The sequence below is a fragment of the Alteromonas sp. S005 genome, assembly GCF_036864475.1.
Lineage (GTDB): Bacteria > Pseudomonadota > Gammaproteobacteria > Enterobacterales > Alteromonadaceae > Alteromonas.
Window position 1 is genome coordinate 105,848 of record NZ_JAZETN010000009.1, and the last position, 24,370, is coordinate 130,217.

The following is a 24,370-nucleotide window of genomic DNA, read 5'->3' on the forward strand; positions in this document are numbered from 1 at the left end:
GCAGCACTAAAACACGGTAAAAAGACAAGTATGATTAAAGAAACTGCCACAGTCGTTGCCGTTGATGGTGATACGATAACAGTCGAAGCGGCCATTAAATCCACCTGCAATGCATGCCAGGCCCAAAGCGATTGTGGTACCGGTGTTATTTCTCGTGCCATTGCGCCGAAAACACAGCAGTTGACCTTACGCACGCCTATGCCTGTACGGGTCGGTCAGCAGGTTACAGTAGGCATACCTGAAGCAGGGGTTTTGAGTGCATCAGCATGGTTGTATCTACTACCGCTTATTGCATTTATTGGAGCGTATTCAGCCTTTGTATCACTGCTTAGCACGACAAGTTTTAGTCATGAATTATGGGCGCTATTTCCGAGTGCTTTGGTTACTTTCTTGACCTACAAGTTCATTGCTTTCAAATTAGACCGTGTTGAGCGCACGAAATATCAACCTGTCTTGTTTAGCCAACAAGACCTGAACTAATTTGAGTATTTGCTTATAGGTAGATTTAGGCCCTCCAACTTGCTTAAAAAGCGCTGTAGAGCCCAAAATAAAAAGCGCGTTCCGTGTTTCAAATTTCTGGGCAAGAGAGAAAAGTCACGCCAAGTTTCCACATTTATACTCTTTGCTTGCTATGGGCATTAAAATTTCCGCTATGCCAATTCGCTTTTCGCGCCAGAAATGGGTAAAATCCGCACGCGCTGCGTATAAGCCTTGAAGCAAGGCAAGCAGCATATTTTGTTTAATGAATTTTTCTGCAGGTAATTTCCAGCATTATGCAACAATCGCACATTCGTAACTTCAGTATTATCGCCCACATTGACCACGGTAAGTCTACGCTATCAGACCGTCTAATCCAGCACTGTGGAGGGCTAACCGATCGCGAAATGGCCGAGCAGGTTCTCGACTCAATGGACCTGGAAAAAGAGCGCGGTATTACCATTAAAGCGCAAAGCGTGACGCTGAACTACGAAGCACGCGACGGTGAAACCTATCAGCTTAACTTCATCGATACACCAGGACACGTTGACTTCACTTATGAAGTATCTCGTTCATTAGCAGCCTGTGAAGGTGCACTACTTGTTGTTGATGCCGGCCAGGGTGTTGAAGCACAGACGCTAGCAAACTGCTACACCGCTATCGAGATGGACATGGAAGTGGTGCCGGTGTTAAACAAAATCGACTTGCCGCAGGCTGAACCAGATCGTGTTGCAGAAGAAATTGAAGATATTGTCGGTATTGATGCACTTGACGCTGTGCGCTGTTCAGCGAAAACAGGTATTGGTATTGAAGATGTACTTGAAGTCATCGTAAATAAAATTCCACCACCAGAAGGTGACCGAGAAGCGCCACTTAAAGCGTTGATCATCGATTCGTGGTTCGACAACTACCAAGGCGTTGTTTCATTAGTACGAATCGTTGAAGGTCAGCTTAGCAAGAAAGACAAAATTCAGATAATGTCTAACGGACAAACTCACCAAGTAGATAAAATTGGTGTGTTTACGCCTAAGCCATTAGATACAGGCACATTGAGAGCCGGTGAAGTTGGTTTTATCATTGCCGGTATTAAAGACATTCAAGGTGCACCAGTAGGTGATACCATTACCTTGGCTCGCGAGCCAGCTGAAGCTATGCTGCCAGGCTTTAAAAAGGTTAAACCTCAGGTTTATGCCGGTATTTTCCCAATAAGCTCAGATGACTACGAAGACTTTCGCGATGCCCTTGCTAAACTAAGTCTGAACGACGCTTCACTATTCTATGAGCCAGAAAGTTCAGCTGCGCTTGGTTTTGGTTTCCGTATTGGTTTCCTTGGCATGCTGCACATGGAAATTATCCAAGAGCGTTTAGAACGTGAGTATGACCTAGGCCTTATTACCACAGCACCTACGGTAATTTATGAAGTAGAAACAACTAAGGGCGAAACGCTTACCGTTGATAGCCCGGCTAAACTACCGCCAGTAAATGATATCGCTGAAATTCGTGAGCCTATGGTTGAAGCTAACATTCTTGTTCCTCAGGAATACTTAGGCAACGTAATTACGCTTTGCGTTGAAAAGCGTGGTATGCAAACCAACATGACATACCACGGCAAGCAAGTAGCGGTAACGTACGAACTGCCAATGGCTGAAGTAGTGCTTGATTTCTTTGACCGCTTGAAATCCACCAGCCGTGGCTTTGCGTCTCTTGATTACAACTTCAAGCGCTTCCAAAGTTCAGATATGGTACGCGTAGATATTTTGATTAATGGTGAGCGAGTGGATGCACTTGCAGTCATCACTCACAGAGAAAACTCACAAGGTCGTGGTCGTGAACTGGTAGAGAAGCTTCGCGAGCTTATCCCACGCCAGATGTTCGATATCGCTATTCAGGCGGCTATCGGTAACCATATTGTTGCAAGAAGTACGGTGAAGCAGCTGCGCAAAAACGTAATCGCGAAATGTTACGGCGGTGACGTAAGCCGTAAGAAGAAGCTACTTCAAAAGCAAAAAGAAGGTAAAAAGCGAATGAAGCAAGTGGGTAATGTTGAATTGCCACAAGATGCGTTCCTTGCAGTACTTAAGGTGGGCAAATAATGGCAAATTATTTCTCCTTAATTTTGGTGGCACTCACCTTAATAACAGGACTAATTTGGCTAGTGGATAGCCTGGTGTTTGCTCCGAAGCGAAAAGCGCGCTTACAGGCTGCAGCGACTGCAGAAGGGGCGGGCTATGGAGAAGACCCTCAGCTGCCGTATCTGGTCGATACTTCACAACAGATATTCCCTGTTATTGCTTTCGTTTTGGTATTGCGCTCGTTTTTATATGAGCCTTTCCAAATTCCATCAGGTTCAATGATGCCCACTTTATTAGTAGGTGATTTCATTTTAGTTGAGAAGTTTGCGTACGGTGTAAAAGACCCTGTTTTCAGAAGTAAATTAATTGAAACGGGTGTGCCAGAACGCGGCGATGTCGTGGTTTTCAAATACCCTGAAGAGCCGTCAATAGATTACATTAAGCGCGTTATTGGTCTCCCGGGCGATACCGTGGTTTATCAAAATAAGCAGGTTTATATCAAGCCCAAGTGTGAATCTGGCAGCAATTGTCCTAAATTAAAAGCAGTGCCGTTAACGTTCCAAGAGCGCGGTGAGTTTGTGCAAGACATGGCGCAACTTATGCGCTATACCGAGGATCTCGGCACAGTTGAGCATGATATTCTACGCCACCCCGTTCGCGAAATTTCACCGGTTAACTTCTACACTCAACCGGGTACGCGAAGTAACGAGTGGATAGTGCCAGAAGGTCAATATTTCGTATTGGGCGATAACCGCGATAATAGCCGCGATAGCCGTTTCTGGGGTTTTGTTCCAGATGCAAACTTGGTTGGTCAAGCCGTAGCAATTTGGATTTCTTTTGAGTTTGAACGTAGCCCTTCAGACTTTCTTCCTACATGGGTTCCAACAGGTATTCGATTTGAGCGTGCAGGTGGCATTCATTAATGCAGGGAATTGATAAATATCGTCGCCTTTATAAAGCGATAGGCTACACATTTACCAATGAGGCGTTATTGGAACAAGCGCTCACGCATCGCAGTGCGGCCAAACAGCACAACGAGCGTTTAGAATTTCTGGGCGACGCTATTTTAGGCATGATTGTGGGCGAAACGCTGTTTAAGCGTTTTCCAACAGTACCTGAAGGCAAGCTTACCCGTATGCGCTCAACCTTGGTTAAAGGTGAGACGTTGGCTGAACTCGCTAAGGAAGCCAGTGTGGGTGAATTACTCAACCTGGGACCGGGTGAGCTTAAAAGTGGCGGTCATCGCAGAAGCTCGATTTTGGCTGACGCTGTTGAAGCTATCTTGGGTGCTATCTATCTTGACTCAGGTATGGACGAAGTTCGTGGCGTTATCGACCGTTTGTGGGAAACTCGCATAAACAAGCTCGACCCTAATGCCCACCCTAAAGATAGCAAAACGCGTCTTCAGGAATTTCTGCAAGGTCGCAAGCAGGCACTGCCAACGTACGAGGTGCTGTCTATTTCCGGTAAAGACCATGCCCAAACATTCGAAGTGAGCTGCAAAGTAGAAAGTCTACCAAAGGCAGTAGTGGCGTCTGGCAATAGCCGTCGTAAAGCAGAACAAGAAGCTGCTCGTTTAACATTGGAGAAGCTTGATGACAACGCATGATGAGTCAAATTTGCCAGAGATGCCAGATATTCAAACTCGCTGTGGCCTAGTTGCGATAGTCGGGCGCCCTAACGTGGGCAAGTCAACGCTACTTAACCGTTTACTGGGTCAAAAGGTAAGCATAACCTCACGTAAGCCTCAGACCACGCGTCACCGTATTTTAGGTATAGATACTGACGGCGATTATCAAGCGATTTACGTTGATACACCAGGGCTTCACCAAGACGAAAAACGCGCGATTAATCGCTACATGAACCGCGCCGCGTCTAGTTCGTTAGCTGAAGTTGGCCTTGTGCTATTTGTCGTTGAAGGCGATCGCTTTAACGCCGAGGACGAAATGGTGTTAAGTAAAGTTAAGCAGGCAAACCTTCCTTGCTACCTGATCGTAAACAAAATGGATAAGGTGGAAGATAAAGAAAACTTTTTGGTTCACCTTCAAAAGCTTGGTGAAAAACACCCGTTCGAGCACATGATCCCTATCAGCGCTAAACAGGGCAAGATGGTAGACGACATTAGAGGCTTAGTGGCTAAGTCGTTACCTAAAAGTGAATTTTTCTTTCCAGAAGACTATATCACTGACCGTTCAAGTCGCTTTATGGCTGCTGAAATCATCCGTGAAAAACTGATGCGCTTCACTGGCGATGAATTGCCTTACTCTACTACGGTAGAAATTGAGCAGTTCAAAATGGCTGACAATGGTGTTTATCGTATTAGTGGCCTAATTTTGGTTGAGCGTGAAACGCAAAAACGCATGATCATCGGTAAAGGTGGTAAGCATTTGAAAACTATTGGCGAGCAAGCCCGTAAAGATATGGAAAACTTGTTCGACAATAAGGTGTTTTTGGAGCTTTGGGTTAAAGTAAAACAAGGCTGGGCAGACGACGAGCGTGCTTTGCGTTCACTAGGCTACGGCGACGACAGCAACTTTTAGCTCAAATTATAATTTGCGTTAGAACGTTGAGCTTTGTTCTAACGCTGATTAACATTGCATTCTCAAGTGCGTTAGGTAAACAAAAAACCAAAACCAAAAGCATTTGAGTAAAGGCTTTGCACAAACTACAAAAACATTGATAAGCATAATAACCTCTGTTCAGGAGCGGTATATGGCAATTTCAGATATGCGCAGGCAGTACTCAAAGGGCAGTTTGAGTGAGTCAGACATTACTTCAAGTCCTTTTGATTTGTTCGATAAATGGCTGAAAGATGCCATTGATGCTGGTATACCTGATCCTACCGCGATGACGGTTGCCACTGTTGATGCTAATGGGCAGCCTTCTCAACGTATCGTCTTGTTAAAAGATGTCAGTGAAAATGGCTTTGTATTTTTCACAAATCTTGGCAGTCGAAAAGCACAAGAACTCTCAGTTAATCCCAAAGTATCCTGTCACTTTCCATGGTTCTTTATGGAGCGTCAGGTTCGCGTATGTGGCAGCGTTGAAAAGCTTTCTGTTTCTGAAAATGCAGCGTATTTCTTCTCTCGCCCTAAAGACAGTCAATTGGCGGCCTATGCGTCTAAACAAAGCAAGCCAATTGGCAGTAGAGAGCTTTTGCTTACCCAATTTAAGCAGCTAAAAGATAAGTTTGCGAACAAAGAACTACCCGTACCAGACTTTTGGGGTGGCTTTCGCATAGTGCCTCATCAAATCGAGTTTTGGCAGGGCGGAGAAGATAGGCTTCACGACCGTTTCGAGTATAACAAAACCGAAGATGGCGTGTGGTCAACACAGCGCTTAATGCCGTAAACACTCTGATGGTGAAGGGAGTCTAGTCTTGCAAGAAGACTAGCCAAATACTCAGCGCTCAATTGACTGTATAGCGAGAAGAGAGCAACGCCAATGATTGACAGCCATTGCCACCTCGACCTACTTGCGTCAAAAGTAGACCTTCACGTATCTCTGGAAAGTGCTAAAGCCGCTGGGGTTACTCGCATCATGGCGCCAAGTATTAACCCTCCATCTTGGAAAGCGCTCCAAGCGCTTAGTGAGCAATACGGCAGTATTCTGCCCATCGACACCGCGCTAGGTCTCCATCCCTATTTTTTGACCGATAGTAATCAGAATAGTCAAGCTTCGACCACAGATGCACATGAGCAAGGGATTTCTGAAAGCCTAGAACGGCTTGAAGCCGCTGCCGCTAATCTGCACTTGTCGGTAAAAGCGGTGGGAGAAACCGGTATTGATGGACATATTAATGTGCCATTTACGCTTCAAAAGAGAGTGCTACATGCCCATTTAAAACTTGCCGACGCAATATCGCTCCCTGTTATTTTGCATCATCGAAAAAGCCACCACTTGCTATTAGAAGCCCTTAAACAAGCCAGATATCAAGGTGTTGGAGTAGTGCATGCTTTCTCGGGTAGTGTAGAGGCAGCCAAAGCCTATATCGAGCGAGGCTTTTACTTAGGAATAGGTGGCACCATAACCTATGAAAGAGCAAGAAAGACGCGAGACACCCTTAAGTATCTGCTAGAAAACCATTTCGATAAGATACTGCTAGAGACTGATGCCCCAGATATGCCCATGTACGGAAGGCAGGGTGTACCTAATGAACCTCAGTACCTATCCGATGTTGTTGATGTTATGCACGAACTATTCGCTGTGTCGCCTGACCAAACAACGTCCATCACAACAGAAAACTATTTGCGCTTGTTTAATGCAGCGTAGAACAGCCTCGTGTGAAAAGCCCAGATACCCGCTTACGAATTGCCTTTCTTTCTTATCGATTCGATAGCTTGAATAAACCAAGGGCGAGATTTATAAAACGCTCGAGTCAGGTAAATGCCTAATATCAATGTCAAAAACACTAAAATACACGCAATAAAGGTAAGTTGATAACGCAGAGCAAGTGGGCTTTCTAGTATTGTTTGCGTGTCCATATGAATGTTCACATAGCCTAGTACATTATCATCGTTGTCGGTGATCACCCCAACATAGGTAAGCGGCGTCACACTTTGTGATTGGCTCATCGTTACTACGCTATCAATTTGAGGTAAAGGCGCAATGTATCTTCCGTCTTTATCGAATACCGATAGAGCGAGAATATGTGGTTCTTTAATTAAAACAGCGGCTACACTTTCAATGTAGTTTCGTTGAGCGTGAGCGCTCGAACGCGAAGATCCTGAATCTGCTTCACTTTCTCGATTGGCAGCTTGCTGAGCATCGAATGCTGGGCGAAGGAGTTTAGCATACTGCCTAGCGATGCTTTCACCAGAAAAACGTGTTTGAACCGTTAGCCAGTCACTTTGATATTGCTGAAGCAATAGTATCAATACAATCACAAGCGCAAACACCGTACTTACAATCAACGTATGAAAAAGTCTTTTCAATGCCGTGTACAGCGAGTGAGAAGTGCTTTTTGATTGGGAAGGGGCTTTGCTCAGCACGTTTAACAATGCGTATTTCCATAAATGCTATGAGTTGCCTAACAGTAGGTTAAATCTAAATAATTTTAAAGAGGATATTTTATTAGTTAGTCTAATTGGTTAGCATTAGCGCATCATTTGCCAATCACCACAGTTTCTGTGTGCGTTATGAAAGACACATTCACCATCGAAATTAATAATGATGATATTCATCTAGCTTCACACTTAGCGAACATTGTCAGCAGTGAGCACAATACTATAGCGTATTCGCATACGCTTACAGTAATAGGACAAGCTGTTACCCCTTATTTATTAAAAGGCGTATTAGACAAGCTCAAAAACGTATTCTCGCCAGTGAGTGCTGCGTTTCATCATTTGCATCAGCAAATGGGAGACGACGCTATCGAGATAAGAGGGGAGGTAATTAGTGCAAAGCCAGAGCATATAAAGTCGCTACTTGGCGATGTTAGTGATGCCTACCACCTTGATGTTGGACTGCAAGCCTCTCGACCGTCTTTGTCTAAAGCTGGACTGCTGGTCATGGATATGGATAGCACCGTTATTGCTATAGAATGTATTGATGAAATAGCAAAGCTGGCTGGTGTTGGTGAGCAAGTTGCCGAAGTGACCGCAAGAGCAATGCGCGGAGAAATAGCCTTTAACGATAGCTTGACCCATAGGGTGGCATGTTTAGAGGGAGTACCCATTGACCACTTAAATCAAATACGCGACAGCATTCCTATTATGCCTGGTATTCAGGCACTGCTTAGTCATTTAAAAGCGCATAATTGGAAACTCGCTATTGCATCGGGCGGCTTCACTTTTTTTGCCGATCATTTAAAAGCGAGATTGGGCTTAGACTACGCGATATCGAACACGCTTGCGGTGAAAGACGGGCATTTAACAGGGAAAGTGGAAGGCGAAATTATCAATGCTGATGTAAAAGCTCGCACGGTAAAAGCGCTGTCTGAAAAGTGGCAAATACCATCGAGTCAGACTATTGCAATGGGCGATGGTGCGAACGACTTAGTCATGATGGCTGAATCAGCCTTAGGCGTTGCGTGCCACGGTAAGCCTCTGGTTAATGAAAAGGCGGATGTGGCAATCCGTATCGGCAATTTGCATAGCCTTCTGTATTTTCTAGACAAGTAGTTAGTGAGAATCTGGAATACTAAAACAAGCGCTAGTTTTGGGAAAATACAACTAGCGCTTCTCACTTTATAAATTACCTTTCACTAGCCACAAGCTTCCAAAATCTTGTGATTCACAGCTTTCCGTAATGAGTTTTAACCTACGGGCTCATTTAAATTGGTAGGCTTTGCGATTTCACTATGCGTTGCGCTCAATAGGCTTTAGGTTGAGCTGCACTTTTTAGCGTTTTATTTGCTGTAATGTCTTCCATAGCAAAGCCATATCTTACAAGTACCTCGTCCGTTACGTCGACAAGGTGAGAGCAGGCCGCAATACTCCACATTTTCTTCTCCAACTCGCGAGCTCTGTGCATGGCGTACATGGTCACGTAGTTAATTTCTGTTTGCAGCATACTTAAGTCGGGCTTGCCAGTTGTGGTCAACATAACATGTATAGCGACAAATTGACCGCGCACCATGGCTTCTCTTATGAACGCGCGGCGTTGCTCATTGTTTTCAAATTTGTGTGAATAACGAGGGATAATCGCCATACGCGGCTCTTTTTGAGACGCATCGAATGATATGAATAGCTCTTGCCGTAAGGGCATATTCTCGAGCTTAACCGCTTTAATACCACTTTGTACGAAAGGAGAATCTTGCTTTCTATCTCTGAATAAAAACTCCAAGTTCACTTTTCCACGTTCTGCGTATTGCGTGGTAAGGGTAGTGATGCGCTCATCTTGTTTTCCAACAATACACGCTTGCGGAGTATATCGCACACCCTCTTTACTCATAAGAAAAGATAACGAGGTGGCGTTCCTTGCATTTATACAGCGGAGCGCTTGCCCCATGCCCTCTACTTCTTCTTCATCACTATCTACTCTAAGGTTGGCCTTGTTCTTTTTAATTAATTCTTCAAAAAAGTTGCGAGCACTTTTGCCCTCATCACCTGTGGCTGTTTTCAAATGAAGGATGTTTTTTTCCACATTATGATAAATAATGTCGTATTGAAGGTGCATTACGTCAAAGTTGTTAGCTATTTCCTGAAGCCGAGGAAACCCAACTTCTACTCTACCTTCTAAGCTGCCTTTATAATCTTTTGCCAGTTCTACCCGAAGACCCAATCCGTGAACTGATATATCTTCGCTTATGCCACGATGTACAGTTGAGTCGCCATTAAATCTTGCTTCAATTTGCGTTCTTAACTGGTAGCGGCTTTCAATACGCTGCTCTTCGTATTTAAAGCGTACGAGTTGAACATTAGAGGCTGCACGACTTCGTGGGTGACCAAAAACTCTCAAATGTGAGAGATTGTCACGATTAAACTTAAGTTCGTTATATGTCTCTTGCCCTGTAACAGAGGTTACGTCTGTCACATGAGCGAGATAACGTAGGTTCTTAAGCTTTGACATCAAACGAGCAGAAGGTGGTGTATTGAGCTTTTTAACTTTATTGCCGACAGAGTCTGGAATAGAAAGCGGAATATGGGCTTGCTCTGGCTCCATGTCTGTCAGAGTTATTTTAAACACTCGCCAACTCGCCTTCCTTGAGCCGAAGCCCAAAAATACACGTGACAACACCTCTTTTTGAAGAAGCTCTTCATAAGCAGCTGAATAAAAATAAACTTTATCTGTGTGCAAGTGCGTGAAGCTGAAAACAAAAATTTCACGAACTTCATCCGATTTATTAAGTAGCCGAGTCAGTCTTTCTTGCGATAATAAGAAATTCAAACGACAGTTTTCTTCTTCGTCTTGCCAATATTGTACCGTTTCACGGTTTACTTCATTTACCATTGCATAGCGTGGCACTAAAGTTTCGTTGACGACGTCGATAAAAACGGGAAGCGTGGGGCTACGAGGTGAAAAGTATTGCTCGCAGGTTTTACTGGTTATCGCCTCAATGGTGTTCGTCATATTCACTTTATAACGGCGTTTGTTACCGTGTATAAAGCTCTCCAAGAACTTGTCGAATGCTGGGCTTGGATGAGTCTTATCGCGCTGTAAGGCTAAGTAGTTAACGTCATTTTTCGTAATGATTTTTACTAACTTGTAAGCAATGCCATTTTTCTTATCCATGGCAAACTCGTTTTCAAGCCCTCTGAAGTAAATAAAGAGCGTTTCACCCTTTTCAAAAAACGAGTCCTTAGACAGTTTTACTTGCAGACCTTCAAGGGATATATCAACGCTTAAGCCACGCATTGATTGATTTGCACTATTGAATATTTCAACGGCAACCGCAAAATTCATGCGCTCTGTATTGCGTTGTCTGTAATCGAGAAGATTTACTGTAGGTACTTTGAACTGTTCCAAAACCGCTGAACGCTTTTTGAGTTCTGGATTTTCTTTGTCAGCTCTTTCTTGCTCGAGTTCTTTTTCGCGCATTAGGCGAAAGTTGTTTTCAGTGTTTTGAACAGCTTCGTATACACCGTAGGTGTATCGACCGAACACGCGTAGTTGTTCTTCGAACTTATCAACAGCCAAGTCGTCCATGTAGTGACTACGCCCTTCGTGTACGTATTTTTTGCATTTGCCGTCTACATGACCGCGCAAATCAATAGTGCGCATGCAAGGTTTGGCCAAGCGCTTCACTTCCATTTTAATAAGAAAGCGTTTTTCTTTAGGTACATCAGAAGCAGTTTGAAGCAATACCTGGTTAAATTCAGGCTCATTAACCATAGGCTTTAGCTGTTCAATAATATCAGCATATTGCTTTAAATCTTGACTCATGAATGCGCAACTTTATTGTTAAGTATCATTATTTTAGTTGTTATCGGCAAATCAGTAAAACTCATTAACCCGTTAATATTTATACTTTTGGGGTATATTTCTGAATGAAAACTGACCGTGGGTTTGTGCTTAATTCACCGTTATTAAGTGTTAGAATACTCTTTTTAAGCAATGGATAAAACTGGAATATGGCAAAACGTAAAACTGCTTATGTGTGTTCTGACTGCGGGGCAGAGTTCCCCCGTTGGCAAGGGCAATGCTCTGAGTGTAAAGCGTGGAACACGATAAGTGAGTTTGTGGTAGCGAGTGCCAAAAGTGTGGCTCGACAAACTACATCAGGATATGCAGGGCAAACTGCTGCCAAAATCGAAACGCTAAACGCAATAGATTTAGAATCATTACCGCGGTTTTCCTCAACGTTTAAGGAGCTAGATAGAGTACTTGGCGGGGGGATAGTCCCGGGCGCAGCCATGTTAATTGGTGGTTCACCTGGCGCCGGAAAAAGTACACTTTTACTGCAAGTCATGTGTCAGATGGCGAAAAGCGAAACTGCCCTTTATGTAACAGGGGAAGAGTCTCTTCAGCAGGTGGCGATGCGTGCAAAACGTTTAAACCTTCCCGACGATAAGCTGATGATGCTTGCCGAAACTAATGTGGAAACCATCTGTGATCTGGCACTGACCAAAAAACCCAAAATTATGGTTATCGACTCTATTCAGGTTATGCATGTGTCAGATGTACAGTCGGCGCCAGGCAGCGTATCCCAAGTAAGAGAAAGCGCAGCCTATCTAACACGCTTTGCTAAACAAAATCATTTTGCCATGTTTATAGTTGGTCACGTAACGAAAGACGGTAACTTAGCCGGCCCGAAAGTACTTGAGCACTGTATCGATAGCTCAATGATGCTGGAAGGGGAAAGTGACGGCCGTTATCGTACTCTGCGAAGCCACAAAAACCGCTTTGGTGCAGTCAACGAGCTTGGTGTATTTGCCATGACGGAAAAAGGTTTGAAAGAGGTAAGTAATCCTTCAGCTATTTTCTTAAGTCGGGGCGATAACGAAACGCCAGGGTCCAGTGTAATGGTTATATGGGAAGGCACTCGCCCGCTGCTAGTGGAAATACAGGCGCTGGTGGATTATTCGCAGATGTCTAACCCAAGGCGTATAGCGGTGGGCTTAGATCAAAACCGTTTGTCTATGCTTTTAGCGGTACTTCATCGACACGGTAACGTGCAAATGAACGACCAAGACGTGTTTGTAAACGTGGTTGGCGGTGTACGAGTCTCTGAAACCAGTGCTGACTTGGCGTTATTGTTGGCGATGATTTCCAGCTTCAGAAACCGCTCGTTACCACGAGACTTAATCGTATTCGGTGAAGTAGGGCTCGCGGGTGAAATTCGTCCGGTTCCCAATGGTACAGAGCGCATTATTGAAGCAGCAAAACATGGCTTTAAACGCGCTATTGTGCCCAAGGCCAATGCACCCAAACAAGCCATTGATGGCATGAAAGTTGTGCCGGTTGCTCGTCTTTCTGAAGCATTAGATGCCCTAGAGTAAGGCGAAAGACAAGAATTTCAAAGCAGTCTAGAACGCGTAAGGTGGCTTACTAAGTATGTCCTCTTGCGCAGTTTTATGGGAACAGGGTTCTCTGAAGTATTGCAAAGCCTTAAAGTAACTTTACGTTCTATTTTGGCGCTTGATAAACCGCATTAACCAATGCGTTAAGGTCCTTCTCTTCAATACTGGCGTCATCGCTATTTAAAGTAATCAAACGGCGCAGGGCGCTTATGCTGTCCACATCCATGCGCTCTACTTTGCATCCTAATGAAACAAGCTCTTGCCTGCTGTCCGCGTGGCGATATAACTGCGAGATTGAAAGAGTAATGATGGGGCTGTCTTCGTTGGCTTGGAAGGTAGCAACATAAGGTTCATGGCTGTCGAAAGGTAGGTTTGATAATGCAAGTTCCGTTGCCTGAAGTTTTATGCCCTGCAGAGACACGTCGCTAACCACCACATCAATGCTGATGTCGTTATGTGCCAGTGTGCCGTTTACATTCAGTAAAACTCGTTGGAATTGACGTTTATCTGTCATTACTCACATACCTAGTTATCATTAACGACCTCAGTATTGGCTAAATTTCTCGTGTTCGCAACGAAAAGCAAACAAATAAAAAAGCCGCTATCGATGACAGCGGCTCTTGGCTTTTAAGGTAAGGAAAGGTTTATCCTAAATTCCCTTTATTTAGACATGCGCTTATATTTAAGGCGGTGTGGTTCAACCACATCTTGCCCAAACTCCTGCTTCAACCAGCTTTCGTAATCTGAGTAGTTACCTTCGAAGAAGTTAATGTTACCTTCATCGCGGTAATCCATGATGTGCGTCGCCACGCGGTCTAGGAACCAACGGTCGTGCGAGATAACCATGGCACAGCCTGGGAACTCCAACAACGCGTTTTCTAAGGCGCGAAGAGTTTCTACGTCTAGGTCGTTGGTTGGCTCATCCAGTAGCAATACGTTACCGCCAGCTTTGAGAAGTTTCGCAAGATGTACACGGTTTCGCTCACCACCTGACAAGTCTTTAATAAACTTCTGCTGGTCGGTGCCTTTGAAGTTAAAACGGCTGCAGTATGCGCGGCTGTTAATTTCAAAGTTGCCAATGCGAATAATGTCTTGCTCGTCAGAAATTTCTTTCCACACAGTGTTTTCTTCGTTCATGTGGTCGCGGAACTGCTCTACCGCAGCAATCTGAACAGTATCACCTAAATCTATATTGCCTGAATCAGGTTGCTCAGCGCCGGTAAGCATTCTGAATAAGGTTGATTTACCCGCACCGTTAGGGCCAACAATACCTACGATTGCACCTTTCGGTACTTTAAACGTTAAATCATCAATTAATACACGATCGCCATAGGACTTTTTAAGGTTGCTAACTTCAATAACCTTGTCACCCAAGCGCTCACCTGGTGGAATGAAAAGCTCGTTAGTTTCGTTACGCTTTTGGTAATCGCTAGTCGATAGTTCTTCAAAACGAGCCATACGAGCTTTACTTTTAGCATGACGACCCTTTGGGTTTGAGCGTACCCACTCAAGTTCCTGTTTCATGCTCTTCATACGCGCCGTTTCGGTACGCTCTTCTTGCTCTAGTCGGTTTTCTTTTTGCTCCAACCAAGAAGAGTAGTTACCTTCCCATGGAATACCTTCACCTCGGTCAAGCTCTAAAATCCAACCCGCAACGTTATCAAGGAAGTATCTATCGTGGGTAATAGCTACAACTGTACCTTCATAATCGTGAAGGAAGCGCTCTAGCCATGCAACTGATTCGGCGTCCAAGTGGTTGGTCGGTTCGTCAAGAAGCAACATTTCAGGTTTTTCTAAAAGCAGGCGACAAAGCGCAACACGGCGACGCTCACCACCCGACAATTTGCTAACGTCCGCATCCCAAGCTGGCAGGCGAAGGGCATCTGCAGCACGCTCGAGGGCATTTTCTAAATTGTGGCCGTCTTTGGCTTGAATAATAGCTTCTAGCTCACCTTGCTCTTTAGCAAGGGCGTCGAAATCAGCGTCTGCTTCTGCGTAAGCGGCATAGACTTCGTCTAGGCGAGTCAGTGCGTGCTTAACATCGGCTACGGCTTCTTCGATATTGCCGCGAACATCTTTGGTTTCATCAAGCTGAGGTTCCTGTGGAAGATAGCCCACCTTCAAACCTGGTTGAGGACGCGCTTCACCTTCGATGTCGGTATCTACGCCAGCCATAATGCGAAGTAAGGTAGATTTACCTGCACCGTTTAGACCTAGCACACCAATTTTGGCGCCTGGGAAAAAGCTAAGTGAGATATTTTTTAGAATGTGTCTATTAGGTGGGACGATTTTGCCCACGCGATGCATACTGTAAACGTATTGCGCCATGCTCTATCCTCGCTGAATAAGCGGTGAAAATAAAAAAGTCGTTACGGTGTATTCTACTCGTAACTGGGTAGTTTGCGCCAGTTACTTAACCTCGGTGAATTTGCGCTTGGCGATATTTTAATCACTCATGCCAAAAAGATCGATTTATGCATCGGTTGGCGAGTTGATTTAAGGTAAACTTGTGTTTTATAAGCATGAGTAAACATGGGCTCTATGGTTAGCTACTGAGCTAGTAAAAAGCAATAAAGAACCCAAAGAGATAGACTCAATACTATTCATATTTCTGAACAGGCAATTAAGATGACCGCTATGAATAAACGCATATACAGTCTGGATGAACTCGCCAAGCATGTTGGTGGGGAAGTGCAGGGCGACGGCAATATCACAATTTCTGCGGTTGGCACGCTATCTGGTGCAGCATCGCATCAAATTTCGTTTCTGACCAACCCTAAATATAAACCGCAGTTGAAAGATACAAATGCCGGTGCGGTTATTCTGCACGAAAGCTTAAAAGGTGACAGCCCAGTTCCCGCTCTAGTTGTGGCAAATCCACATGCGGCCTTTGCGCTCATCGCTCAGCTATTCGATACCACCCCAGCGGTTGCTACAGGCATTGCTGAGTCAGCAGTTATTGCGCCGTCTGCGCGCATCGGCAGTGATGTGTCGCTAGGACACAACGTTATTATTGAAGATAATGTGGTGCTGGGCGATAGAGTTACGGTTGGCGCTAATACCGTTATCCGCAGAGGCACGCACATTGGTGAAGGCTGTACTATCCATCCAAATGTGACCATTTATCACGACGTGGTTATTGGCAAGCGCGTGACCATTCATAGTCAAACGGTAATTGGTGCAGCGGGCTTTGGCTATGCAAATGATAAAGGCGTGTGGATCCCTATTCCGCAAACCGGCTCAGTACGTATTGGTGACGACAGTCAAATTGGTGCGAGCAGCAGCATCGACCGCGGTGCTATGGAAGATACGGTGTTAGGCACTAACGTTATTATCGACAATCAAGTACAAATTGGCCACAACTGTATTATTGGCGATCATTCCTGCATTTGCGGCGCTACCGGTATCGCCGGCAGTTGTCATATTGGCAAACACGTAATTATTGGCGGAGGAGTTGGCATCAATGGTCACATTAGCATTTGTGATAACGTTCAGGTGACTGGCTACACAATGATTGTACAAGATATCACTGAACCGGGTGTTTATTCTTCTGGTCAGCCAGCACAAACCAACCGTGATTGGCGTAAAAATACGGTTCGCCTTGCTAAAATTGGCAGTTTATTTGACCGTGTTAAAGCCCTTGAAAAACAGGTCTGATCTCGCGCTGGCGTAGGTATTACGTTAAACCTGCGCCATTTATATTAATTTGGTCATAAAGCGGTATACAAGTAACCGAAAATGACTAGAATATGGCTCGAATTTGAGCAATCAGTGCGTAACGCCATATAAAAACCGCAGTTAAGGAGCCCCCCATGTTTTCTCGCGAAATGAATATAGCCGACTTCGATCCTGAATTAGCCGATGCAATGTCTAAAGAGGTTGAGCGTCAAGAACATCACATTGAGCTAATTGCCTCTGAGAACTACTGTAGCCCACGTGTAATGGAAGCACAGGGTTCGCAGCTTACTAATAAATACGCTGAAGGCTATCCAGGCAAGCGTTACTACGGCGGTTGTGAGCACGTAGACGTTGTTGAGCAACTAGCTATCGACCGTGCAAAAGCGCTATTTGGTGCAGACTACGCAAATGTTCAGCCACACGCTGGTTCACAAGCAAACTCAGCTGTTTTCATGGCATTACTTGACGCGGGCGATACGGTATTAGGTATGAGCCTTTCTGAAGGTGGTCACCTGACTCACGGTTCGCACGTAAATTTCTCTGGTAAAACCTACAACGCTGTCCAGTACGGTTTGAATAAAGAAACCGGTGAAATAGATTACGCTCAAGTAGAAGCGCTGGCTAAAGAGCACAAGCCTAAAATGATTATCGGTGGTTTCTCTGCGTATTCAGGTGTTGTTGATTGGGCTAAATTCCGCGAAATCGCAGACAGCGTGGGTGCATACTTGCTTGTAGATATGGCGCACGTAGCAGGTTTAGTAGCCGCTGGCGTTTATCCTAACCCACTTCCTCATGCACACGTGGTAACAACGACAACGCACAAAACCCTTGCAGGCCCGCGTAGTGGTCTAATTTTGTCAGCATGTGGCGACGAAGCAATTTACAAAAAGCTTAACAGCTCGGTATTCCCAGGTAACCAAGGTGGTCCTCTTTGCCACGTTATTGCAGCTAAAGCCGTTGCCTTTAAAGAAGCGCTACAGCCAGAATTTAAAGTGTATCAGCAGCAGGTTGTTGCAAATGCGAAAGCGATGGTTTCTGTAATGCAAGAGCGCGGTTATAACATCGTTTCTGGCGGTACTGACAACCACTTGTTCCTTCTTGACCTTATTGACAAGGACATTACCGGTAAAGATGCAGATGCAGCACTAGGTGCCGCAAACATCACCGTTAACAAAAACTCGGTTCCAAACGATCCACGTTCACCGTTTGTAACCAGTGGTCTTCGTATCGGTAGCCCAGCGATCACTCGCCGTGGTTTCAAAGAAGAACAAGCTAAGCAAGTTGCTACTTGGATTTGCGACATTCTAGATAACATGGGCGATGAGTCAGTTATTAAGCGTGTTCAAGACGAAGTGGTTGCGCTTTGCGCACAATTCCCTGTTTATAAATAAATAGGATTGTGTTTTATTGCGTACTTTGGTACTAATGCTGGACTAACTAGTCTAGGTTCGATTGATAAGCCTAAGTACGCAATATTTAAGGATTATTCATGTTTTGCCCGTTTTGTTCAGAACAAGAAACAAAAGTCATTGATTCTCGTTTGGTTGCAGAAGGGCAACAGGTGCGTAGACGCCGTGAATGTATGGTGTGTCACGAGCGCTTTACGACCTTTGAAAGTGCCGAGCTTGTGATGCCCCGCGTTATTAAACGGGATGGTTCTCGTGAACCGTTTAACGAAGATAAACTTCGTGCAGGCTTGCAACGGGCACTCGAAAAGCGTCCTGTTAGCACAGAAAAAGTCGAACAGTGTATCCTTTCACTGAAGTCACAGTTGCGTGCAACTGGTGAACGCGAAGTGAGTAGTGAGCTGCTCGGCAACCTAATAATGAAAGCCCTAAAAGAACTCGACAAAGTTGCCTATGTCAGGTTCGCCTCGGTTTATCGTTCCTTCGAAGACATTCGTGAATTTGGAGAAGAAATCGCGCGATTAGGGGATTAGGTCGAACACAACTAAAACCTCTTGCACTTAGGGCTACAACAGGAATCCAAGTGAACCACGATACGGTTAAAAACGATTATTTTTGGATGGCAAAAGCCATTCAACTTGCCCAACAAGGGCGCTTTACCACCTCTCCGAACCCTCGCGTTGGCTGTGTAATTGTTGACGAAAACAATCAATTACTAGGCCAGGGATATCACATTCAAGCTGGCACCCCCCATGCCGAAGTACATGCATTGAGACAAGCAGTTAAAACACGAGAAGGCGGAGCAAAAGGCGCGACGGCTTATGTAACCCTTGAGCCCTGCAGTCATTTTGGTCGCACGCCGCCTTGTGCGGTGGCTTTGGTAGAAGCAAAAGTGGCGCGAGTGGTTATTGCCATGACCGACCCTAACCCAAACGTATGCGGTAACGGTATCAGCATCCTGCAAGAAGCTGGTATTGAAGTGGTCAGCGATGTGATGGCCGCAGAAGCTGCAGCATTAAACCCTGGGTTCATCAAGCGCATGCTTACTGGCAAGCCTTTCGTTCGCGTGAAATTAGGCATCAGCTTAGACGGAAAAATAGCCCTTCAAAATGGTGTAAGTCAATGGATCACTGGACCCGAGGCAAGGCGTGATGTGCAGCGCTATCGCGCGCAAAGTTGCGTGGTACTTACAGGCTCAGGAACGGTAAAAGCTGATAACCCTAGTTTGCTGGTTAGAGAGCAAGAGGCACAGTTCACAGATTATCCCCTAGAGCACATTCGCCAGCCAGCCCGGGTTGTTGTCGATGGCAAAAGCAAGCTCAGCCGAGACTACACTTTATTTAACGACGGCAATACAACTTTAACGGCTACTTCGCAGTCGCATCCAGATACAGCAACACAGCACTATCTTTCGATAGACGAAAAAGACGGTAAGCTCAACTTACATGCACTAATGTCAGCATTAGGCGATAAGCAATATAACGAGGTATGGGTGGAAGCGGGCCCGGGCTTAGCCGGTGCATTGTTGCAAGAAGGGCTTGTGGATGAGCTAATTTGCTACCAAGCGCCCAAGCTCTTAGGTGATAAGGGAATAAGTATGGTTAATTTGCCAGCGTTTACGTCATTAAGTGAATGTATTTCGCTTTCGCTTATTGAAAATCGTCAGGTGGGGAACGATATTAAGTTTATCTTTCGCCCTGATGTTAGCAACACTCGTGGTTAACGCGATTAAAGAGGAACTTTATGTTTACTGGAATTATTCAAGCGCTCGGTACTATTAAAAAGCTTGATAACCGTGGCAACGATATTCGCCTAACCGTTACGTCACCTACGCTTGATATGTCTGATGTCGCACTGGGCGACAGTATCGCGACCAATGGTGTTTGTTTAACAGTGACCGACATGGGCCCCGATTATTACTGCGCCGATGTATCGGCCGAAACCATCAAATTGACCGGGTTTGCACACTATAGTGCAGGCTCAACGGTTAATCTTGAGAAGGCAATGCGTCCAAGCGACCGCTTAGGTGGCCATATCGTGTCAGGTCATGTGGACGGCGTAGGCGAGGTTACGCAGATTATCAAGCACTCAGACTACGTCGAGTTTTGGGTAAAAGCGCCAGAAGCCTTGGCTAAATATATTGCCCATAAAGGTAGCATCACTGTTGACGGTATCAGTTTGACAGTAAACGAAGTCAATGGCGCAGAATTCATGCTTTGGATCATTCCTCATACGCTGCAAGAAACAATTATGGGAAGCTATAAAGTGGGCACAGCGGTAAACCTAGAGGTTGATGTTATTGCGCGCTATTTAGAGCGACTAATGCTAGGCGATAAAGCCGCCGAGCCTACAAGCAAAGGCATCGACATGGCATTTCTTGCCGAGAACGGATTTTTAAGAAAATAACCCTACAAGAAGCACACAACATGGCATTTAACACTACACAAGAAATAATTGAAGACATTCGCCAAGGTAAAATGGTTATCTTGATGGATGATGAAGATAGGGAAAACGAAGGCGATTTAATCATGGCGGCAGAGCATGTGACGCCTGAAGCCATTAACTTTATGGTTACTCACGCTCGCGGCTTGGTGTGCTTACCTATGACGCAAGAGCGCTGCCGCACGCTAAATCTTCCTTTAATGGTTGATAAAAACGAAGCGCAGTTTTCTACCAACTTCACCGTTTCTATTGAAGCCGCAACTGGCGTAACAACTGGTATCTCAGCAGCAGATCGCGCAACAACGATTAAAGCGGCTGTGGCTACAGATGCTAAAGCGACAGACATTGTTCAGCCTGGCCACATATTTCCATTAATTGCTAAAGAAGGCGGTGTGTTAAATCGCGCAGGCCACACTGAAGCAGGTGTAGATTTGCCGCGTTTAGCCGGCTTAGAGCCTGCTGGCGTTATTGTAGAAATTCTTAATGAAGATGGGACTATGGCTCGCCGCCCAGAACTAGAGAAGTTCGCGGCTAAGCACAACCTAAAAATCGGCACCATTGCTGATTTGATTGAATATCGCAACTTAAACGAAACGACTATTCAAAAAGTTGCTCAGTGCAATATGCCAACAGAATATGGCGACTTTGAGCTGCACACGTTCAAAGACAGCATCGACAATCAGCTGCACTTTGCGCTTAAAAAAGGCGATATAAAAGAAGATGATCCGACACTTGTCCGTGTACACCTTCACAATACCTTTAGTGATCTTCTTGGGTCTACCCGCGGTATTCATCGCTCTATGACGCTAGCAGATGGCATGCGCAAAATTTCAGAAGAGGGTGGCGTATTGGTGCTGTTAGGTAAAGAAGAGCATATTGAAAGTCAGGTACGCCGCTTTGCAGCAGAAGATAGAGGCGAGCGCCCAGCTGGCGCTGACTGGCAAGGGTCGTCACGCACTATTGGTGTGGGCAGCCAAATTCTTGCCTCTATGGGCGTTCACAAAATGCGCCTTCTTAGTAAGCCAATTAAATATCATGCACTTTCAGGCTACGGCCTTGAAGTTGTAGAGTACGTGCACGACTAGTGCTGGCTTACTGGCTCTTTGTTAAGTCTATCGCGAAGGCTTGGTGAACTAGAGTGGGATAGCAGGCTCGATCTAGTACCTCTACCGTATCTATGTGGTCAAGGAGTTGCAACGAGCATTCCTTCACCACATTGCGTTAAGCAAAAGTATCCGTTTACGAATAGTTGAAGTTAAAGAAACAATCGATTTAGTTTGGGCGTAGTTGTGGTATACTTCGCGCCGTTTTTTCTCGAGGAATGAATCCATGCAGGTAATTGAAGGTAATATCAGAGCAACCGGTAAGAAGTTTGCTATCGTTGTATCACGCTTTAATAGCTTTGTTGTTGAAAGCTTACTGGAAGGCGCATTAGACACACTAGAGCGTCACGGTGAAGTAAGCGATGACGATATCACGGTAGTACGTGTACCTGGTGCTTACGAGTTACCTGTAATTGCTAAGAAATTAGCTGAGAAGAAGTCATTTGACGCCATCATCGCTCTTGGTGCAGTTATTCGTGGCGGCACGCCACACTTTGATTTTGTAGCAGGTGAGAGCAACAAAGGTCTTGCGCAAGTATCGCTTGAATACGGCGTACCTGTATCATTTGGCGTAATCACAACAGATTCAATTGAACAAGCTATCGAGCGTTCGGGAACCAAAGCGGGCAATAAGGGTGCAGAAGCTGCACTTGGTGCGCTGGAAATGGTTAACGTAATCGATGCTGTTGAAAAGCTTTAAGGTAAATATTAAGTGAAAGTTTCAGCTCGTCGTAAAGCCCGTGAACTTGCCCTGCAAGGCGTGTATTCATGGCAAATGAGTCACAACGATATTCAGCAGGTTGAACTGGCGCTAGCCACCAGTAACGACATGCAAAAGGTAGACATGGCGTATTTTCAAGCATTGCTTCGCGGTGTTGCACACAACGCAAGCAACCTTGATGCAACCATAAAACCTTACCTTGGTCGTTTGCCGGAAGAGTTAGACGCTATCGAAAAAGCCATCTTGCGCATCGCGACGCTGGAACTCACTGAGCGCATTGACGTACCTTACCGCGTAATTATTAATGAAGCGATTGAGCTTGCTAAGGCATTTGGTGCTGAAGAAAGCCATAAATTCATTAATGGTGCACTGGATAAAGCAGTGCGCACGTTGCGAAAAGACGAGCGCGACTAACCTTACCGTGGCGGCATGGATTGCCGCTAAAAGGGTTTAATAACTACCGTGAAAGAATTTGATCTTATCGGCCGCTATTTTTCAAACAGTGGCCACAAACGCAAAGACGTTGTTATTGGTATTGGTGATGACTGTGCTGTAACAACAGTTCCTGAAAATCAGCAGCTTGCCGTTACTACAGATACTCTTGTTGCAGGAGTACACTTTCTAAAAGATGCGCCTGCCAAGTCCGTAGCATACAAAACCGTTGCTGCTAACTTGAGTGACCTTGCCGCGATGGGGGCTGAGCCCGCATGGATCAGCTTGTCTTTGTCACTGCCTGAAGTAGATGAAGCCTGGTTAGATGACTTTGTATCTGGGTTATACGAACTTACTCAGTACTATTCTGTCCAGCTTATCGGTGGCGATACAGTAAAAGGCCCTATGGCGTTTACTATTACTGCACAAGGTTTTATTCCGCCGGGTTCCGAGCTAACGCGCAGTGGCGCTAAGCCGGGTGATTGGCTCTATGTTACCGGAACACTAGGTGATGCAGGAGCGGGCTTAGATATTCTGCAAAAAAATCTCAGCGTAAGTGGCGAAGCGAAAGATGTATTGGTTAATCGTCATTACTTTCCAACGCCTCGCGTTGCGGTGGGTACGGCGATACGTCGAATTGCAACGTCTTGCATTGATATCTCTGATGGCTTACTTTCAGATATAAAGCATATTTTGAAAGCGTCTAACTGTGGCACTAATGTTCATGTAGATCGTTTACCGCTGTCACGCGCATTAACAAGTGCAGTTACGCCTGAGCAAGCCATTGAATATGCACTGTCCGCTGGTGACGACTACGAACTTATCTTTTCTGTAAGTGAAGAGCAGCGCGGAAGCCTTGAAACTTCGTTGGCGAGTACCAATGTAAAAGCCACGTGTATTGGGCAATTAACGGGTCATAGCGGCACGCTTTCGTTGCTGAAAAATAACGAAAAGTATACGCCAGCTAATCCTTCTGGCTACGAGCACGCCTTTTAGGCGATACACATCTTACAATAGTAAATTAAGGAAGAGTCATGCAGGCGGAATATCGCGCTAGAGTGAGTATGAAAAATCCAGTTCATTTTCTCGCTCTCGGTTTTGGTAGCGGGCTTGTTCCTTTTATGCCAGGTACATTTGGCTCGCTTGCTGCACTACCGCTTCTTGTAGCATGTAGCCAGATCTCAGTGGTTTCCTTCATCGCGCTTACGCTGATATTTTCAGTGGTAGGCATTTATCTTTGTGGCAAGACTGCAGACGATATGCAGGTACACGACCACGGCTCTATTGTGTGGGATGAAATAGCAGGCATGTTCATCACCTTCTTATTCGTACCTATCTCAGCATCGTCTTTACTCGTGGGCTTCGTTCTGTTCAGACTTTTCGACATCTTAAAGCCTTGGCCAATAGGTATTATTGACAAGCGCTTACACGGCGGTACAGGCATTATGCTGGATGATCTTCTTGCTGGCGCTATGGCTTGTGGCTGTTTACATGTATTAATGGTGTTCTGGCCAGCGGCACTGGCGTTGTTCTAGCTAATTGGGAAGATTTAGAGCCCCTTTGATAGATACTCTGCAGCGAAAGGTTAGGTAACAGAGAAACAATAATAAGAAAAAAGCCCGCAACTAGCGGGCTT

At 45.3% G+C, this 24,370-nt stretch carries 23 protein-coding genes; 19 read left to right on the plus strand and 4 right to left on the minus strand.

Going from position 1 to position 24,370, the window contains the following annotated elements; genetic code table 11:
* Nucleotides 1–30 precede the first annotated feature (30 nt).
* The 7 genes from V7R55_RS12140 to V7R55_RS12170 all read left to right on the plus strand — a co-directional run bounded on the left by V7R55_RS12140 (nt 31) and on the right by V7R55_RS12170 (nt 6,821).
* Complete coding sequence (locus tag V7R55_RS12140; protein ID WP_334059699.1) at nt 31–480, plus strand: SoxR reducing system RseC family protein; 450 nt, start codon at nt 31–33, stop codon at nt 478–480.
* 293 nt (nt 481–773) lie between these two features.
* Entirely contained in the window at nt 774–2,570 is a 1,797-nt protein-coding gene (gene lepA, locus V7R55_RS12145; RefSeq protein ID WP_179984001.1) for a translation elongation factor 4, read from the plus strand.
* Nucleotides 2,570–3,472 carry a signal peptidase I gene (gene lepB, locus V7R55_RS12150; RefSeq protein ID WP_334059700.1) on the plus strand — a complete coding sequence of 301 codons (903 nt, stop codon included), beginning with the start codon at nt 2,570–2,572 and terminating at the stop codon, nt 3,470–3,472. Before lepA ends, lepB begins: the two co-directional genes overlap by 1 nt.
* Nucleotides 3,472–4,158, plus strand: coding sequence for a ribonuclease III (gene rnc, locus V7R55_RS12155; RefSeq protein WP_269917351.1), 687 nt, complete (start codon nt 3,472–3,474; stop codon nt 4,156–4,158). Before lepB ends, rnc begins: the two co-directional genes overlap by 1 nt.
* A 19-nt stretch (nt 4,159–4,177) precedes the next feature.
* Complete coding sequence (gene era, locus V7R55_RS12160; RefSeq protein WP_334059733.1) at nt 4,178–5,089, plus strand: GTPase Era; 912 nt, start codon at nt 4,178–4,180, stop codon at nt 5,087–5,089.
* A 172-nt stretch (nt 5,090–5,261) separates the two neighbouring features.
* On the plus strand, nt 5,262–5,900 hold the full coding sequence (gene pdxH, locus V7R55_RS12165) for a pyridoxamine 5'-phosphate oxidase (RefSeq protein WP_334059701.1): 639 nt from the start codon (nt 5,262–5,264) through the stop codon (nt 5,898–5,900).
* Between the two features lie 93 nt (nt 5,901–5,993).
* Nucleotides 5,994–6,821 (plus strand): TatD family hydrolase, encoded by an 828-nt coding sequence (locus V7R55_RS12170; RefSeq protein ID WP_334059702.1) that lies wholly within the window; start codon nt 5,994–5,996, stop codon nt 6,819–6,821.
* Between the two features lie 32 nt (nt 6,822–6,853).
* On the opposite strand, the gene V7R55_RS12175 is transcribed toward V7R55_RS12170, so the two are convergent.
* Nucleotides 6,854–7,549, minus strand: a complete 696-nt coding sequence (locus V7R55_RS12175) for a hypothetical protein (protein ID WP_438823593.1) — start codon at nt 7,547–7,549, stop codon at nt 6,854–6,856.
* Between the two features lie 138 nt (nt 7,550–7,687).
* On the opposite strand from V7R55_RS12175, the gene serB reads away from it, so the two are divergent.
* On the plus strand, nt 7,688–8,671 hold the full coding sequence (gene serB / locus V7R55_RS12180; protein ID WP_334059704.1) for a phosphoserine phosphatase SerB: 984 nt from the start codon (nt 7,688–7,690) through the stop codon (nt 8,669–8,671).
* A gap of 190 nt (nt 8,672–8,861) precedes the next feature.
* On the opposite strand, the gene V7R55_RS12185 is transcribed toward serB, so the two are convergent.
* Nucleotides 8,862–11,375, minus strand: coding sequence for a PilZ domain-containing protein (locus tag V7R55_RS12185; protein ID WP_334059705.1), 2,514 nt, complete (start codon nt 11,373–11,375; stop codon nt 8,862–8,864).
* A 188-nt stretch (nt 11,376–11,563) separates the two neighbouring features.
* On the opposite strand from V7R55_RS12185, the gene radA reads away from it, so the two are divergent.
* Nucleotides 11,564–12,931, plus strand: a complete 1,368-nt coding sequence (radA, locus tag V7R55_RS12190) for a DNA repair protein RadA (RefSeq protein ID WP_334059706.1) — start codon at nt 11,564–11,566, stop codon at nt 12,929–12,931.
* Nucleotides 12,932–13,058: 127 nt separating this feature from the next.
* Here the strand turns inward: radA and V7R55_RS12195 are convergent, their stop codons facing one another.
* The gene (locus tag V7R55_RS12195) at nt 13,059–13,466 is read right to left on the minus strand and encodes a PilZ domain-containing protein (protein ID WP_334059707.1); all 408 of its coding nucleotides are present in this window, start codon (nt 13,464–13,466) and stop codon (nt 13,059–13,061) included.
* A 146-nt stretch (nt 13,467–13,612) separates the two neighbouring features.
* Nucleotides 13,613–15,280: an energy-dependent translational throttle protein EttA gene (gene ettA / locus V7R55_RS12200; protein WP_179983992.1), complete on the minus strand. Its 1,668-nt coding sequence runs from the start codon at nt 15,278–15,280 to the stop codon at nt 13,613–13,615.
* Between the two features lie 300 nt (nt 15,281–15,580).
* Here ettA and lpxD point away from each other — a divergent pair, with 300 nt between their 5' ends.
* The 10 genes from lpxD (at nt 15,581) to V7R55_RS12250 (ending at nt 24,269) form a co-directional block, all read left to right on the plus strand.
* A complete protein-coding gene (gene lpxD / locus V7R55_RS12205) occupies nt 15,581–16,609 on the plus strand; it encodes a UDP-3-O-(3-hydroxymyristoyl)glucosamine N-acyltransferase (protein WP_118493414.1) in 1,029 nt (342 codons plus the stop codon).
* A gap of 155 nt (nt 16,610–16,764) precedes the next feature.
* Nucleotides 16,765–18,021 (plus strand): serine hydroxymethyltransferase, encoded by a 1,257-nt coding sequence (glyA, locus tag V7R55_RS12210; RefSeq protein ID WP_118493416.1) that lies wholly within the window; start codon nt 16,765–16,767, stop codon nt 18,019–18,021.
* Nucleotides 18,022–18,119: 98 nt separating this feature from the next.
* Entirely contained in the window at nt 18,120–18,569 is a 450-nt protein-coding gene (nrdR, locus tag V7R55_RS12215) for a transcriptional regulator NrdR (protein ID WP_012517538.1), read from the plus strand.
* A 50-nt stretch (nt 18,570–18,619) separates the two neighbouring features.
* A complete protein-coding gene (gene ribD, locus V7R55_RS12220; protein WP_334059708.1) occupies nt 18,620–19,759 on the plus strand; it encodes a bifunctional diaminohydroxyphosphoribosylaminopyrimidine deaminase/5-amino-6-(5-phosphoribosylamino)uracil reductase RibD in 1,140 nt (379 codons plus the stop codon).
* A gap of 20 nt (nt 19,760–19,779) precedes the next feature.
* Entirely contained in the window at nt 19,780–20,442 is a 663-nt protein-coding gene (locus V7R55_RS12225) for a riboflavin synthase (RefSeq protein WP_334059709.1), read from the plus strand.
* Between the two features lie 20 nt (nt 20,443–20,462).
* On the plus strand, nt 20,463–21,563 hold the full coding sequence (ribBA, locus tag V7R55_RS12230) for a bifunctional 3,4-dihydroxy-2-butanone-4-phosphate synthase/GTP cyclohydrolase II (RefSeq protein WP_334059710.1): 1,101 nt from the start codon (nt 20,463–20,465) through the stop codon (nt 21,561–21,563).
* 244 nt (nt 21,564–21,807) lie between these two features.
* Entirely contained in the window at nt 21,808–22,281 is a 474-nt protein-coding gene (gene ribH, locus V7R55_RS12235) for a 6,7-dimethyl-8-ribityllumazine synthase (protein WP_025255832.1), read from the plus strand.
* A gap of 12 nt (nt 22,282–22,293) precedes the next feature.
* A complete protein-coding gene (nusB, locus tag V7R55_RS12240) occupies nt 22,294–22,716 on the plus strand; it encodes a transcription antitermination factor NusB (protein ID WP_014979773.1) in 423 nt (140 codons plus the stop codon).
* Nucleotides 22,717–22,764: 48 nt separating this feature from the next.
* Nucleotides 22,765–23,730, plus strand: coding sequence for a thiamine-phosphate kinase (gene thiL, locus V7R55_RS12245; RefSeq protein WP_334059711.1), 966 nt, complete (start codon nt 22,765–22,767; stop codon nt 23,728–23,730).
* Between the two features lie 38 nt (nt 23,731–23,768).
* Nucleotides 23,769–24,269, plus strand: a complete 501-nt coding sequence (locus V7R55_RS12250; RefSeq protein WP_334059712.1) for a phosphatidylglycerophosphatase A family protein — start codon at nt 23,769–23,771, stop codon at nt 24,267–24,269.
* Nucleotides 24,270–24,370 lie beyond the last annotated feature (101 nt).

Excerpts from the sequence above, each read along its gene's own strand:
- V7R55_RS12140 (WP_334059699.1), top strand. The coding sequence starts at position 31 with ATGATTAAAGAAACTGCCACAGTCGTTGCCGTTGATGGTGATACGATA.
- lepA (WP_179984001.1), top strand. The coding sequence starts at position 774 with ATGCAACAATCGCACATTCGTAACTTCAGTATTATCGCCCACATTGAC.
- lepB (WP_334059700.1), top strand. The coding sequence starts at position 2,570 with ATGGCAAATTATTTCTCCTTAATTTTGGTGGCACTCACCTTAATAACA.
- rnc (WP_269917351.1), top strand. The coding sequence starts at position 3,472 with ATGCAGGGAATTGATAAATATCGTCGCCTTTATAAAGCGATAGGCTAC.
- era (WP_334059733.1), top strand. The coding sequence starts at position 4,178 with ATGCCAGATATTCAAACTCGCTGTGGCCTAGTTGCGATAGTCGGGCGC.
- pdxH (WP_334059701.1), top strand. The coding sequence starts at position 5,262 with ATGGCAATTTCAGATATGCGCAGGCAGTACTCAAAGGGCAGTTTGAGT.
- V7R55_RS12170 (WP_334059702.1), top strand. The coding sequence starts at position 5,994 with ATGATTGACAGCCATTGCCACCTCGACCTACTTGCGTCAAAAGTAGAC.
- serB (WP_334059704.1), top strand. The coding sequence starts at position 7,688 with ATGAAAGACACATTCACCATCGAAATTAATAATGATGATATTCATCTA.
- V7R55_RS12185 (WP_334059705.1), bottom strand. The coding sequence starts at position 11,375 with ATGAGTCAAGATTTAAAGCAATATGCTGATATTATTGAACAGCTAAAG.
- radA (WP_334059706.1), top strand. The coding sequence starts at position 11,564 with ATGGCAAAACGTAAAACTGCTTATGTGTGTTCTGACTGCGGGGCAGAG.
- V7R55_RS12195 (WP_334059707.1), bottom strand. The coding sequence starts at position 13,466 with ATGACAGATAAACGTCAATTCCAACGAGTTTTACTGAATGTAAACGGC.
- ettA (WP_179983992.1), bottom strand. The coding sequence starts at position 15,280 with ATGGCGCAATACGTTTACAGTATGCATCGCGTGGGCAAAATCGTCCCA.
- lpxD (WP_118493414.1), top strand. The coding sequence starts at position 15,581 with ATGACCGCTATGAATAAACGCATATACAGTCTGGATGAACTCGCCAAG.
- glyA (WP_118493416.1), top strand. The coding sequence starts at position 16,765 with ATGTTTTCTCGCGAAATGAATATAGCCGACTTCGATCCTGAATTAGCC.
- nrdR (WP_012517538.1), top strand. The coding sequence starts at position 18,120 with ATGTTTTGCCCGTTTTGTTCAGAACAAGAAACAAAAGTCATTGATTCT.
- V7R55_RS12225 (WP_334059709.1), top strand. The coding sequence starts at position 19,780 with ATGTTTACTGGAATTATTCAAGCGCTCGGTACTATTAAAAAGCTTGAT.
- ribBA (WP_334059710.1), top strand. The coding sequence starts at position 20,463 with ATGGCATTTAACACTACACAAGAAATAATTGAAGACATTCGCCAAGGT.
- ribH (WP_025255832.1), top strand. The coding sequence starts at position 21,808 with ATGCAGGTAATTGAAGGTAATATCAGAGCAACCGGTAAGAAGTTTGCT.
- V7R55_RS12250 (WP_334059712.1), top strand. The coding sequence starts at position 23,769 with ATGCAGGCGGAATATCGCGCTAGAGTGAGTATGAAAAATCCAGTTCAT.